The organism is Myroides sp. DF42-4-2, assembly GCF_030326445.1.
Taxonomy (GTDB): domain Bacteria; phylum Bacteroidota; class Bacteroidia; order Flavobacteriales; family Flavobacteriaceae; genus Flavobacterium.
On record NZ_JACAKI010000011.1, the window covers coordinates 47,188 to 61,231 of the forward strand.

Below are 14,044 nucleotides of genomic sequence, written 5' to 3' on the forward strand. Positions count from 1 at the left end.
ATACCTTCAAATGAAAAAGGCTTGCACTAGTGGCAAGCCTTTTTTTATATTTCTTCATTGTCAATCACAACGAGGTTATACGCTACATGTTGGGCGGCAGCTTCGCGAATTCGAGCTGCCACTCTAGATACGGGTACAGGTTTATACGCTTTAAACAATCCGATTCGATTGAGCCAGGTCAAGATCTTTACGCCCCACTCTTCGCCTTTTCTGTCGGAATGAGGGCGAATAAGTGAACTAGGACGAATGATAATAATCCGATTAAAATGCAATTGTGCAATTGCTTGTTCAATGCGCCCTTTGAGATACAAATAAAACACTTTGCTGCGATAATTAGCTCCCATAGAAGAAACCAACACGAATGTATGTACGGATTTAGCTTTACAATACTTGGCAAATTGCACAACATAGTCATAGTCCACACGCCATTGGTTTTTTTTGCTTCCTGCTAGCTTTTTGGTCGTTCCCAAACAACTAAAAGCGATATCGCCATCGATTAAATGATGCCACTCATCCATTTTCTCAAAATCTACAACATGACAAATCAACTTGGGATGTTGAATATCCCAAGAGCGTCTCACAAAAATTTCGACAAAATTATAGCGATCATCACACAGCAATTGACGCACTAATACTTTTCCAACGGCTCCAGTAGCCCCAATTATTACAGCTCTCATACTAGTAATTTACAAAAAAAAACAAAGCAACAACACTCTTTTTCAGTTGATTTTCTTCTGATAGCATAGGAAGAGGCATTGATCCTGTCTGCAAAAAATAGCTATTTACTCTTCAAATGTACCCGATACATAGTATAACTTTCCGCCTAAAGCTTCAAAAGTAGAGTGCTCATAATGACGATGTTCCGTCCCAGTTTGATCTTTAAAAAAAGCAGAAAAAGTAACCGTTGTTGTGGTTGCTTCTTCTATATTCAATCCCAACCATTGATTGTCTTTCGCCCACTGTAGGATTGATTTTTTACTGTACAAATGGCGGGTTCTCGGATGCGTGGTATCTATCAAATACGCGGCATTAGCAAGGACATAAGCCGTATACCTAGATCGCATTAACGCTTCGGCTGTTTGGGGGTATTTTTCTCCTTTTACAAAGGCCAAGCAACAATTCGCTGCTTCTTGTTCACTTCCACAAGGACAACTCATCTTCTTAGGGTTTAATTTTTTCTTGGAGATCTTCTACAATCTTTTGCATTTTCGCCAAGCGAACCAAAGCTTCATCCGCTGTTTCAACATCCATCATGCGCTGTAATTGTTTCTTAATTTCAACAGCAAAAACTTCGGCTACGACATAGTCACCTTTCTCTATCAACTGCATCAATTCAAGTATTGCTTTCTCCATATTTTTTCTACTTATTTCGTATACGTTACAAAGATATCAGTTGCATTGATTTAAACTGGCTTTTTATTTGCGTTATTTTCGACAATCCCAAAAACTCCTCCTATGATCCAAGAACTACTTCATCTGTTTTTTCCCAACTACTGTTGTGGATGCGATGCCATGCTATTGCCACAAGAAGAGTTACTTTGCGTAAGTTGTAGGGCATTTTTGCCGTTTACGGATCAACATCTATATACGCCTAACGAAGCCCTCAATAAATTTTATGGCAAAGTAAAGATCGCACAAGCAAGTTGTATGTTATACTATACCAAAGAGGGTATTGTCTCGAATCTCCTCCATCAATTAAAATACAACAACCAACCGAAAATTAGTTATACATTAGGAAAAATGTACGCTGAACTACTGGCGGATACCCCCCATTTGACAACGGTGGATTACCTTATTCCCGTACCCATGCACAAGAAAAAACGCAGACAACGCGGATATAACCAAGTAGATGGATTTGCAACAGCACTCGCCCAATACTTTGGCATTCCCATCAACAAAACCCTGCTGACCAAAATAACGCATACTCCCTCACAGACAACCAAGACGTTTAGAGAGCGGATCAAAACCAAGAACACAGTCTTTCAACTCAACGACGCTTCCTCCTTTACAGGTAAGCACCTGCTTTTATTGGACGATATTTTGACTACCGGTAGCACATTGGAAACCTGTGCGCGATTATTGCTCCAAATACCCCAAACTACGGTGAGTATTTTGTGTTTAGCTTACACAAAATAAAGTTTTTAAGGGTCGATATTTTCTAAGTAAAAAATATAATTGTTACTTTGTCTTTTCAAAACAAAACTATGTCGAAGTTTCGTCTATACTTTTTTACTTGTTTACTCATTTTGTGTGTAACCTGTTTTTCGAATTGTGCTAAAAGAGGGTTTATATCAGGTGGTCCTATGGATACGCTACCTCCTGTTGTACTGAAAAGCAATCCCGAAAACTATTCTATCAACTTTAACAAAGATGAAATCAAAATCGAATTTGATGAGTTCATTAAATTGAAAAATATCACTCAAAATTTGATTGTGTCTCCTCCGTTGAAAAACACTCCTGAGATTCAACCCATGGGTGGGCCAAAAAAGACCTTGACAGTCATCCTTAGAGATACACTACTGCCAAACACCACCTATAGCTTCAATTTTGGAGATGCTATTATTGATAATAACGAAGGCAATGTATTGCCTCAATTCAAGTATATTTTCTCTACAGGAACCTATATTGATTCCCTAAAATTAGAGGGAAGCATTCAATCCGCTCATAAATTAAAAACGGATAATTTTGTCAACGTCATGCTTTATGATGCCAAAACGTTCAACGATTCAACCGTTTACAAAGAGAAACCGCTGTATATTACCAACACTTTAGATTCTCTAACTACTTTTTCAATTGAAAACATTAAAGCGGGTACTTATTATTTAGTAGGATTAAAGCAAAAAACGAATAACTACATGTTTAATCCGGAACAGGATAAAATTGCCTTTATTCAGGATTCTATTGTCATTCCAACAGACAATAAATACAATTTAGTTTTGTTTAAATCTGAAGAGAAATTTTCAGCGAAACGTCCGGCTCAACTTTCAGAGAACAAATGGTATATCCCCTACATGGGCAATAGAAAGGGAGCCCAAGTTAAAGTAACAAAAAACGACAGTTTAATTCGCAGTGTGTATACCCCTTTAGAAGGAAAAGACACCCTTCAACTATGGTTCCCGAAAGTCATGGCAGATTCCTTGCACATTACAGTGACACAAGAGGATTATTTAGAAACTTTTACAGTGCGTCCCCGTGCAAAGATGAAAGAGATTGACACCTTAAAAATCACGGCAAAAAACAGTGCTATTGACTTTAAGGAAGATTTCGCCCTAAAAATGTCAACCCCGCTTGGGCAGGTCAACAAGGATTTGATACACATCATCAAAAAAGATTCTCTACCAGTTTCCTTCGAAGTTCGAGAATTACCCGAAGAACAAAAGGTGATCTTACACTTTGATAAACTTCAAGAAGAATTGTATCATATCAAACTAATGCCTCAGGCAATTACCGATTATTTTGGACAACCTAACGATACGTTACAATTCACATTAAAAACCACAAAACACAGTGATTACGGTAACTTAAATCTAAATTTGAGTGCTGTTAAACGCTATCCGATTATTGTAGAATTGATTGATGAACAAGAAAAAGTATACGCTACTCAAGTGGTTGAAACGGCGCGAACAGTTGTATTTGATTTACTCCCTCCGCGCAAATATTATGTTCGCGTAATATACGACGACAATAAAAATGGTCAATGGGATACAGGATATTATTGGGGTAAACGACAACCCGAAGAGACGTACTACGCTAAAGAAGCGATTGACGTACGCGCTAATTGGGACATCAACCAGGACATGAATCTGGCAAAATAGTTCCAATGTCCCTTGTTGTTCGTGCTAATTGCTCGTTATTTTAATGCACGAGCACAGTGAGAAGAAACAAATTAGTCAAATATAGTAAGCAAAGCTACCCTAGTGGTAGCTTTTTATTTTGGGCATATTTTTGTTATTGCGGTATTATTTTAGGCTATTATATCAAATGCATCCGCATCTTTCAAGAAGGCAAATCGGTTTCTTGCTTTATCCTGCATGCCTTTGTCCAAGACGATATAGCGAGTAGTTTCACCTTCTAAGGGTTCAATCAAATACTGTCCCATATAGTCGAGCACTTGAGAATGCCCTGTATACTGGTTGTCATTTTGATCTTCTCCGCAGCGATTAACGCCAATTACGTAGCTCATATTTTCAATTGCTCGAGCTTTTAAAAGGGAGTCCCAAGCGTAAATGCGTTGATCGGGCCAGCTGGCAACATAGAGCAATAAGTCATAAGCAGCGGTGAGATTTCGAGCAAAAGCAGGGAAGCGAAGGTCATAGCACACCAACGGACAAATTTTCCACCCCTTATATTCAACGATCAATCGGTCACTACCAGGTGTATATACTTTTTCCTCGCCTGCAAGTGAGAACAAATGGCGTTTGTCATAGGTATGAAATTCACCCGTAGGAAGAATAAAAAATAAACGGTTGTAAAACTGATTGTTTTCTTTGATTACTATACTGCCGGTTAACGCAAAATGACGCGTTTTACAGCACGTTTGCAATTGTTCAATAAACTTGTCCTCCATGGTCATAAAAACGCGCTCAGGATTCATGGTAAAGCCTGAAGTGAACATCTCTGGAAGGATAACCAGATCCGTTTCTTGTTCAATCTGTTGTAATTGATTTTTAAAATAAGTCGTATTCTGTTCGACATCTTCCCAAACCAAAGGGGCTTGAATTAGTGCTATTTTCATACCTGAGTGTTAAGTATTTCAAAAGTACAAAATATAATTGGCAGACCTGCGCACCTCTAGCGATAAGACAATTTAAAATAAGTCATTTACTTCCGTAGAGCATTATTCGTGATTTACATCTGAACAAATTGCTGTGATAGTTATATCGTATCATTTGAAAATAGCATGCTAATCCAATCGAGTGGGCCAATAAAAAAAGCAGAACCGGTGATGTTCTGCTTTTTCCTTTTTCAAAAAAATATTAAAATCTACTATAATGCAGCTTTAAGGTATTCTCTGTTCATACGAGCAATGTTCTCTAATGAAATACCTTTTGGACATTCAACCTCACAAGCCCCTGTATTAGTACAGTTACCGAAGCCTAAAGCGTCCATCTCAGCAACCATGTTCATTACGCGGTCTGCTGCTTCAACTTTACCTTGTGGCAACAAAGCAAATTGAGAAACTTTAGCCGAAACGAATAACATAGCCGAAGAGTTTTTACACGTTGCAACACATGCTCCACATCCGATACAAGTTGCTGCGTCAAAAGAGCGGTCAGCATCGTGTTTTGGAATAGGAATAGCGTTAGCATCTTGTGTATTTCCAGAAGTATTTACCGAAATAAATCCTCCAGCGTGTTGAATTTTATCAAAAGCGGTACGGTCTACTACTAAATCCTTGATTACTGGGAAAGCTTTTGCTCTAAATGGCTCAATATAAATTGTATCACCATCTTTGAACTTTCTCATGTGTAACTGACAAGTAGTAACGCCTCTATCTGGTCCGTGAGCTTGTCCATTAATAAATAACGAACACATTCCACAAATACCTTCACGACAGTCGTGGTCAAATGCTACGGGATCATCCCCTTTCTCGATAAGCTCATTGTTTAAAACATCAAGCATTTCTAAGAAAGACATATCAGGAGAAACATTGTTAATTTTATATTCAACAATTTTTCCTTGTTCTTTAGCGTTTTTTTGACGCCATATTTTTAATGTAAGATTCATCTGCATCGAATTTTTACAACAAGATATGATTCAAGAATCAATACCTCAATATTATTTATAACTACGAGTTACCAACTTAATATTTTCATACACCAAGTCTTCTTTGTGTAGAACAGCGTCTCTAGGATTTCCTTTGTACTCCCATGCAGCAGCATAAGCAAAGTTTTCATCATCACGTTGTGCTTCCCCGTCTTCTGTTTGGTGTTCTTCGCGGAAGTGTCCTCCACAAGATTCTTCACGGTGTAAAGCATCTTTTGCGAATAATTCTCCTAACTCTAGGAAGTCAGCAACTCTAAGTGCTTTTTCTAACTCTTGGTTAAAGCTATCTGCAGTTCCAGATACTTTCACGTCTTTGTAGAATTCTTCTCTCAATGCAGCAATCTCGTCCATCGCTTCCGTTAGACCTTGTGCATTACGAGCCATACCTACTTTATCCCACATAATTTTACCTAATTTCTTGTGGAAATAATCTACTGAATGTGATCCTTTATTGTTCATTAAGTGATCGATCATGTCTTGTACATTTTTCTCCGCAGCGTCGAACTCTGGTAAGTTAGTAGGGATCGCACCTGTACGAATATCATCAGCTAAGTAATCCCCGATTGTATAAGGCAATACGAAGTATCCATCCGCTAAACCTTGCATCAAAGCAGAAGCACCTAAGCGGTTAGCTCCGTGATCTGAGAAGTTTGCTTCACCAATTACATAACATCCCTCAATAGTAGACATTAAGTTGTAATCTACCCAAACACCACCCATTGTATAGTGTACTGCTGGATAAATCATCATTGGCGTTGTGTATGGATCCTCGTCAACGATTTTCTCATACATTTGGAATAAGTTTCCGTACTTGTTCTCTACAACGTCTCTACCTAATTTGTAAACTAATTTCGCATCGTTTTCATCTAAATGTTGAATACGCGCTTGTTCTTTACCGTAACGCTCAATCGCTGAAGCGAAGTCTAAGTAAACTGCTTCTCCTGTTGCGTTAACTCCATACCCAGCATCACATCTTTCTTTTGCAGCACGAGACGCAACGTCACGTGGTACTAAGTTTCCGAATGATGGATATCTTCTTTCTAAGTAGTAATCTCTATCTTCTTCTGCAATTTGCGTTGGTCTTAATTTACCTTCTCTAATCGCAACTGCATCTTCTATTTTCTTTGGAACCCAAATACGTCCATCATTACGCAAAGACTCAGACATCAAAGTTAATTTTGATTGGTGGTCTCCTGTAACAGGAATACAAGTTGGGTGAATTTGTGTAAAACAAGGGTTAGCGAAGAATGCTCCACGTTTGTGTGCTTTCCAAGCTGCGGTCACGTTTGACCCCATTGCGTTTGTAGACAAGAAGAATACGTTTCCATATCCACCTGTAGCAATTACTACAGCGTGTCCTGAATGACGTTCAATCTCCCCATTAATTAAGTTGCGCGCAATAATTCCTCTTGCTTTTCCATCTACTAAAACTAAGTCTAGCATTTCGTGACGGTTGTACATCTTGATCTTTCCGCGACCAATTTGACGGTTCATTGCAGAGTATGCACCTAATAATAACTGTTGTCCAGTTTGTCCTTTTGCGTAGAAGGTACGAGAAACTTGTGTTCCTCCAAAAGAACGGTTGTCCAATAAACCACCGTACTCACGTGCTAATGGCACACCTTGAGCCACACATTGGTCAATAATATTAGCAGAAACTTCAGACAAACGGTGAACGTTTGCTTCACGAGCGCGGTAATCCCCTCCTTTTACAGTATCATAGAATAATCTGTAGATCGAGTCACCGTCACCTTGATAGTTTTTAGCCGCGTTAATCCCCCCTTGTGCAGCAATTGAGTGCGCACGACGAGGCGAATCTTGATAACAAAATGCTTTTACATTATAACCTAACTCTGCTAAAGTAGCAGCAGCAGATCCACCAGCTAATCCAGTTCCCACAACGATAACATCAATATTACGTTTATTGGCTGGGTTCACTAATTTAATGTGGTTTTTATAATCAGACCATTTCTTATCGATTGGTCCTTGAGGTATCTTTGAATCTAATTTCATAATCAATTTCTTTAGGACTATTTAATAAAGTGAATGTATAATGGAATGATTGCGAACAAAGCAGGAACTAAATAGGCAAATAAGTAGCCAATGCCTTTAATCAAACAGTTATACTTTGGATTATTTACCCCTAAAGATTGGAATGCACTTGCAAAACCATGAGATAAATGGAATCCAAGAACAATCATTGCGATTACATATAAAATTGTGCTAATCAATCCCGTTGAAGGATCTTTGAAAAACTCAACAGTAATTTTATGTAAATCTTTGTAACCATCTGCAATTTTTAAATCTGTCCCTTTTTGGTAAAACGCAGTTCCTTTAATTTCCAACTGTCCCATTTCAACCGCTCTAACATCGATTGGTTGCTCTTGAACTGTTTTGTAAATCATAACTGGCTCTTCTTGCCCTTCAATTGTCACTTCAATTGTTTGCAATGGCATAGCCGAAAAGTGCATTTTCGCCCAAAAATTAACCATGTGTGTTACGATGAAAACCAACAATAAAGTCCCCAATACCGCCATGTTACGAGAAGCCCATTTACTGTTTGCAGCAGCGTTGTTCTTCGCGTATCCGATCGGACGAGCTTTTTTGTTTTGAATTGTTAGAACTATACCATCAATCGCGTGAAAAAGGATTGATATATACGTTACATAAGATAATACTTTTACCGCTGGATTAGTCGTCATGAACAAGGCATACTCGTTGAATTTTGAGGCATCCCCAAAAATCAACTGAAGATTCCCTACCAAGTGACCAACTAAAAACAAGCATAAAAATAACCCCGTAAGAGACATCCAATATTTCTTTGCAATGGATGACTTTAAAAGTGCAGATTTTGCCATAATGTAATTTTAATTGTTTTTCTTGAAAAAATCTCTCAAAAATACACCTAATTAACGTTATCTACAATGCGTACACATCTATTTATACTCAATATAAACAAAGTATTTTACATTATTTTATTTAAAAAAAAAGTATTGCCAAACTAGATTTAAGACTAAATAGTGTTTTTTTCTATAACATTCTAAAACGACTTTAAAATATTCGCATCTATAACAAGAATAAAGTCGGCCAATCCAAGATTGAGTTTTTCGAAATTACCTACATTATCGCCTTCTACCATAGTAATTGTCGTCACTTTAAGTTGGGGCGCATAGTGATTCAAATACCAATAGATCCCCTCATAGTTGTTGCTGTGGTAAGAGCCATTATAGTGTATGAACAATTTGTTTTCCTCTTTATTAGCCTGAATAAAATGCGCCATAGTTGCGTCTTTAATCGCTTGTGCTTTAGGCAAATTTTCATTGACGTGATCCGATTCAAACATCGTCAACATCTCTTTATAACCTGGCAATTCTGGATCATAAGGAAAAGGCAAAGGTGCAATCCACGCTTTTTCATCTACGTCTAAGGTATCTAGTGCTTCCACTCCTCCTTTATACAATAAACTCGCATAGCGACGTGGTACATTTGTCGCTATAAAAGGAAAGCGCTTTGCTTTTGCATATTCGACTAACGGACGGTAATCCCCTTTGTAATTATTCCACAAACGAACGGCTTGAGTGAACTCTTCTTCTTGCATATCGCCTCTGACGTAATTCGTTAACCCTTCTTGATTATCTGCTTCAAACATCTCCGCACCTAAAACCAAATCTTGCTGCTCTCCCAAACTTTCAGTCACTTTTAATTGCAACCAATGCCCCAAAGAGTTATTGTGGTATTCACCAAACAGCACAACATCAGACTTTGCCAACTGCTTGATCATTTGTTTATACGTTACTTTCTTACCTTTTGCATTGTAAATTTGATAAGGCAGCCCTTCTCCTGCGAAAACCGTTCCTACCACTAAAGCGAATAATACGCTGTAAATATATTTCATATGACCTATGTTTTTATCTGCCTCAAAGATAATTCTATTTCAGTAATTTAGAATAGATAAAAATAGAAAACCGCCATAGCTAGAGCGGATTTATCTGAAAGAAAGTTTTTTTTTCCTTTTGCATCCTGTACTTTTGCTGACTCAACAAAACACAAATGATGATTCAAAAATCGCTGATATACAAAAACATTCCAATCAATTACTATGACAGCGGCAAAGGAAATGCATTGATCTTTTTACACGGCTTCCTGGAAAACGCTAAGATGTGGACAGATTATATGGATCACTTTTCCGCTAAATATCGCGTAATTAGTTTGGATTTATTGGGTCATGGCGAAACTGGTTGCTTGGGGTATATTCACACTATGGAAGACATGGCAGATGCTGTTCATGCCGTAGTTTCACAACTCAAATTAAAAAAAGTTACTCTTATTGGCCACTCAATGGGGGGATATGTTTCGCTTGCTTTTGCAGAACTATATCCTGATATGGTAAAAAACATGGTATTAATTAACTCTACTGCACGTGCAGATAGTCCCGAACGCGTGGAAAATAGGAATCGAGCCATTGATTTGATTAAGAGAAATGCACCGGTTTTTATCAACATGGCTATCAACAACCTCTTTAGCGATAGTATCAGGCCTTTACACCAAAAAGCGATTGATCACACAAGGGAAGAGGCATTGAAAACACCAACCCAAGGCGTCATTGCGGCACTAGAAGGCATGAAAACGAGAATTGACAGAGAAGTACTCCTCCACTTTGCTCCCTATTCAATTGCTTTTGTATTGGGGAAAGACGATCCTGTTATGCCTTATGAAGAAACGCGAGAACAAGTTAATGGAACAAACGCAAGTATCACAACCTTAGCAGGAGGCCACATGCTTCACATCGAACAAAAAGAAGCCCTATTACAGCTTTTAACCGAGCAAGTAAAAGGCTAACTCATAGTACTAAAAAAGCGAGAAGAATCTTCTCGCTTTTTTTTATATGGTTTCAACAAATGGGGTCTCTCGATCCAAAATAAGCAAAATCAATTCGATCAATTCCTCTCTAAAAGAAGCTAAAACAGCTGGTGTAATAGCATGGTCAACAGTTCTTCCTTCGCGCACACCAAAAAATAAAAATCCTTCTCGGCGATTTTTAAAAGAATAAATCCCCGCCTCTAAAGAGGCTAAGTTATTTTGATCAGCATACATCAAAGCATAACAGAGCAGCTGAATAATCTTATCGTTCTTTAAGTGAGTAGTTAATCCCTCCCATTGTGAGAGCTTGACTTGATTCGCTTCTACTTTTCCCGTTTTATAATCAATCACACGGATCGTTCCATTTCTACTCTCAATGCGGTCGACAAAGCCAAATAATTTAATCGGATAAGGCAGACGACTGTCTTCCAACACGTGTTCTAATCTTGTTTCCAAGGCGAGTAACTTCACCTCATCTCCTTGTTCTAATCCTTTTAATTCTTCGCGCAAGAAATGATAGACATTGCGTTTTGCAACCTCAAAAGCTAGGAGGTTTTTTCCCATTTTTTCCTTGTCGCTGTTGTAAATTTCTTCAAACTGCTTTTGAACTTCTTCATCTGCTATCCGTTGAATTGCTTTGATCATGCCAACATCTATTACTTGTCCAACATAAGGTTGATACAAGTTTTCTAGCGCGTTGTGAATAATCGTCCCTAGCGTATTCAACGCTACGCTTTCTTCCACCTCTTCTACTTCGCGAATGCGCAATACTTGTTGCACATAAAACTGTAGAGGATTGCGCAAATAGGCTGTTAGAGCCGAAGGTGAAAACCCTTTTACCGTAGCAATTTCCTTCAATTTATCCATTAACACTTCTGATTTCGCAATGGAAATAGGGACATAGGCTTTATCAGGCAAATAAGCGGAATAGGTCACTGTAGATATTTGATGTGCCGGTTGTTTTTCCATTTCGAGTTGTGCTAAAAAACGGCTTTTTTCTCCAGCATCTATCCCTTCTGCCTGGGAATTATAGATCAAATACACCTGTTTAGCACGCAAGAGTAAATGGTAGAAGTGAAAGCTGTAAATCGCATCTTTTTCTTTGTAGGTAGGCAAACCCAATTCTCTTTTTACATCATAAGGAATAAAGGATTGTTGTGTTTTGCCTGAAGGAAATTTTCCCTCGTTGACCGAAGTGACAATGACCGTATCAAAATCCAACACCCTACTCTCTAAAATCCCCATAATTTGTAACCCTTCTAAAGGATCACCTTCAAAAGAAACCTCGCTCATATCCATGATTTGCTTATACAAAACATAAAGCAATTCAATGGAGTGAATAAATGGGTATTTTTCACAATACGACAACAGACGATTAAGCAGATTATAAGTCGTGAACAAAAAGGTTTTCATCAAACGATTTTGTTGACTATCTACTTCAAGTTTATTTTTAACTAAGATGATCAAAGCAATTAATCCCTTTAAGATATCCGCAGGTGATTTGCTACTCCAAGCGTCAAAAACAAGTCTTTTTTCAGCTGTATCACTAACTTTCATCCAGGATTCAAATCGATCGAAAGAGAAAAATGTCAAGTTCTTTTTCTGGATTTCTGACACCACAGCATCAACGTCGAACAAGCCTTCCATAACTGGGCTTGTCAACACTTCTAAGACATCTCTATAGTAAAACACATACTGTTTTCCTCCACGGCGAACTGCTGCCAAGTGCATTTTGAATACTTTATTCAAAAACAATTGCACAGGACTGCTATTTCCGCTATAGCCCATAGTAATATTTAAACTACTCACAGCATCTGGCAAGCCGTATAAAACAGGTTGCAACAAATTTTCATCGCCTAACACAACTGCGATTTGGTCCAAAGCCGTACCATTAGCTAAGGCCTGTTCAATCACCCCTCCAACAATCTTAGCCTGACCAACACTTTTAGGGGTTTGAATAATTTCTATGTTCTTTTTTTCTGCAAAATGAGCAGTAATCCACTCAAAAGGGTGATTTTCATAGTAGGGCCATCTTTGTTTAATTCTCCTCAAAAACAAGCCAGCATCGTGATATGGATCATGGAGAAATACCTCGTCAATATCCCAAAATACACGGGCTTTACCTTCGACTAGAAAGTGTTGGATAATTACTTCTTCAGCGGCATTTAAGGCATTGAATCCCGCAAAGTAGTACTGATTGTCTTGGGCGCTCAAAAAATCGCGATGTCTCTCAACAGCTTCCCGATAAATCATCCCTTGATAGCCTATCTTTTTTTCTATCAAATACTCATAAAGCGCGGTGTAATACAGCGGGATTTGCTCCCAAAACTGCAGGTAATTCTTGATTAAATCCGTTTGCTTATCTACGTTTACTGCCCAATGGTTGATATCTTCAATATCTTTTAAATAGCTAAAAACGTGGGTTGGATTTAACAAATAGCGATCCACCTCATTAAAATCTTGTAACAACATACGAGCCCAGTTGACGAAATAATCAAAGTCTTCCGCTTTATCGCCTACTAATTTTTTATAAACGTGATAGAACTCAAACAATAGTTCAATTGAATCAATAGAACGAAGTTGGGCAATGTCCTGCACTAACTCCTCAATACTGATAATACTGGGCGCAAAAACGCTGTGATCATAAAATTGCTTCAGCTGTTCGAGAAGGAAGATCTTTGCTCTTTTGTTGGGCAATACCACAACTAAATTATGCATAGAAGAAGGGAAATTCTGCTTTATTTCTTCACTTAATCGATATAAAAAATGTTGTTGACTCATGTGACTAAAGGTAATAAAAAAAGGGCTTCGAATACTCGAAGCCCTTTTCTATCTTGATATTATTTCGTTCAATTATTTTTGTAATTGAATTTCAACACGTCTGTTTAACTCACGTCCTTTAACAGTTTTGTTAGAAGCGATTGGGTTTTCAGAACCATAACCTTTAGAAGTTAATCTGTTCGCGTCAACACCTTTTTCAATTAAATAAACTTTAACTGCATTCGCTCTGTTGTCAGATAATGGAACGTTTACTTTGTCAGAACCTGTACTGTCAGTATATCCAGCGATGTGGAATTTAGCAGTAGGGAATTCTTTCATAATTTTCACGATGTTATCTAACACAGTGTAAGAAGCATCTTGGAAAGTAAACTTACCTGTATGGAATAAGATTGTTTTTCCATAGTCGTTCAGTTGTTTCACTTGCTCTTCTTTAATTTCAGGACATCCTTTGTTAGAAGCTGGACCAGGAACATCTGGACAATCGTCTAAATGATCAGGCACTCCGTCTCCGTCTCTATCTGGCCAAGGACAACCTTTGTTTTCTTTTGGACCAGGAACTTCAGGACACTCATCTTTATGATCTGGCACACCGTCGCCGTCTGTATCAGGACATCCGTTGAATTCTGCTAATCCTGGA

Annotated in this window: 13 protein-coding genes; 3 read left to right on the top strand and 10 right to left on the bottom strand. The window is 38.2% G+C overall.

All coding sequences use genetic code 11. The features are described from left to right. Nucleotides 1–44 precede the first annotated feature (44 nt). From HX062_RS09615 to HX062_RS09625, 3 genes are all read right to left on the bottom strand, one after another. A complete protein-coding gene (locus HX062_RS09615) occupies nucleotides 45–677 on the bottom strand; it encodes an NAD(P)H-binding protein (protein ID WP_182628408.1) in 633 nt (210 codons plus the stop codon). 105 nt (nucleotides 678–782) lie between these two features. Further along, nucleotides 783–1,157: a YchJ family protein gene (locus HX062_RS09620; RefSeq protein ID WP_286467236.1), complete on the bottom strand. Its 375-nt coding sequence runs from the start codon at nucleotides 1,155–1,157 to the stop codon at nucleotides 783–785. A gap of 4 nt (nucleotides 1,158–1,161) precedes the next feature. Beyond that, nucleotides 1,162–1,353, bottom strand: coding sequence for a hypothetical protein (locus HX062_RS09625; RefSeq protein ID WP_286467237.1), 192 nt, complete (start codon nucleotides 1,351–1,353; stop codon nucleotides 1,162–1,164). A gap of 102 nt (nucleotides 1,354–1,455) precedes the next feature. Between HX062_RS09625 and HX062_RS09630 the strand changes: the two genes are divergently transcribed. Together HX062_RS09630 and HX062_RS09635 are read left to right on the top strand one after the other, a co-directional pair. Next, entirely contained in the window at nucleotides 1,456–2,136 is a 681-nt protein-coding gene (locus HX062_RS09630; protein WP_286467238.1) for a ComF family protein, read from the top strand. A 167-nt stretch (nucleotides 2,137–2,303) separates the two neighbouring features. After that, the gene (locus HX062_RS09635) at nucleotides 2,304–3,815 is read left to right on the top strand and encodes an Ig-like domain-containing domain (protein ID WP_286467240.1); all 1,512 of its coding nucleotides are present in this window, start codon (nucleotides 2,304–2,306) and stop codon (nucleotides 3,813–3,815) included. 149 nt (nucleotides 3,816–3,964) lie between these two features. On the opposite strand, the gene HX062_RS09640 is transcribed toward HX062_RS09635, so the two are convergent. The 5 genes from HX062_RS09640 to HX062_RS09660 all read right to left on the bottom strand — a co-directional run bounded on the left by HX062_RS09640 (nucleotide 3,965) and on the right by HX062_RS09660 (nucleotide 9,661). After that, complete coding sequence (locus HX062_RS09640) at nucleotides 3,965–4,735, bottom strand: nitrilase family protein (RefSeq protein WP_286467242.1); 771 nt, start codon at nucleotides 4,733–4,735, stop codon at nucleotides 3,965–3,967. Between the two features lie 251 nt (nucleotides 4,736–4,986). Then, nucleotides 4,987–5,727 (bottom strand): succinate dehydrogenase/fumarate reductase iron-sulfur subunit, encoded by a 741-nt coding sequence (locus HX062_RS09645; protein ID WP_182628402.1) that lies wholly within the window; start codon nucleotides 5,725–5,727, stop codon nucleotides 4,987–4,989. Nucleotides 5,728–5,778: 51 nt separating this feature from the next. Continuing rightward, nucleotides 5,779–7,779, bottom strand: coding sequence for a fumarate reductase/succinate dehydrogenase flavoprotein subunit (locus HX062_RS09650; protein WP_286467243.1), 2,001 nt, complete (start codon nucleotides 7,777–7,779; stop codon nucleotides 5,779–5,781). Nucleotides 7,780–7,796: 17 nt separating this feature from the next. After that, nucleotides 7,797–8,624 (bottom strand): succinate dehydrogenase cytochrome b subunit, encoded by an 828-nt coding sequence (locus HX062_RS09655; RefSeq protein WP_182628400.1) that lies wholly within the window; start codon nucleotides 8,622–8,624, stop codon nucleotides 7,797–7,799. Nucleotides 8,625–8,806: 182 nt separating this feature from the next. Next, nucleotides 8,807–9,661 carry a ChaN family lipoprotein gene (locus HX062_RS09660; protein WP_286467244.1) on the bottom strand — a complete coding sequence of 285 codons (855 nt, stop codon included), beginning with the start codon at nucleotides 9,659–9,661 and terminating at the stop codon, nucleotides 8,807–8,809. Nucleotides 9,662–9,819: 158 nt separating this feature from the next. On the opposite strand from HX062_RS09660, the gene HX062_RS09665 reads away from it, so the two are divergent. Next, nucleotides 9,820–10,605 carry an alpha/beta fold hydrolase gene (locus HX062_RS09665; protein ID WP_182628447.1) on the top strand — a complete coding sequence of 262 codons (786 nt, stop codon included), beginning with the start codon at nucleotides 9,820–9,822 and terminating at the stop codon, nucleotides 10,603–10,605. A 42-nt stretch (nucleotides 10,606–10,647) separates the two neighbouring features. Here HX062_RS09665 and HX062_RS09670 read toward each other — a convergent pair whose 3' ends face one another. Then, nucleotides 10,648–13,407 carry a PD-(D/E)XK nuclease family protein gene (locus HX062_RS09670; RefSeq protein WP_286467245.1) on the bottom strand — a complete coding sequence of 920 codons (2,760 nt, stop codon included), beginning with the start codon at nucleotides 13,405–13,407 and terminating at the stop codon, nucleotides 10,648–10,650. A gap of 72 nt (nucleotides 13,408–13,479) precedes the next feature. Then, on the bottom strand, nucleotides 13,480–14,044 hold a 565-nt coding region (locus HX062_RS09675; protein WP_286467246.1), incomplete at its 5' end, for an OmpA family protein.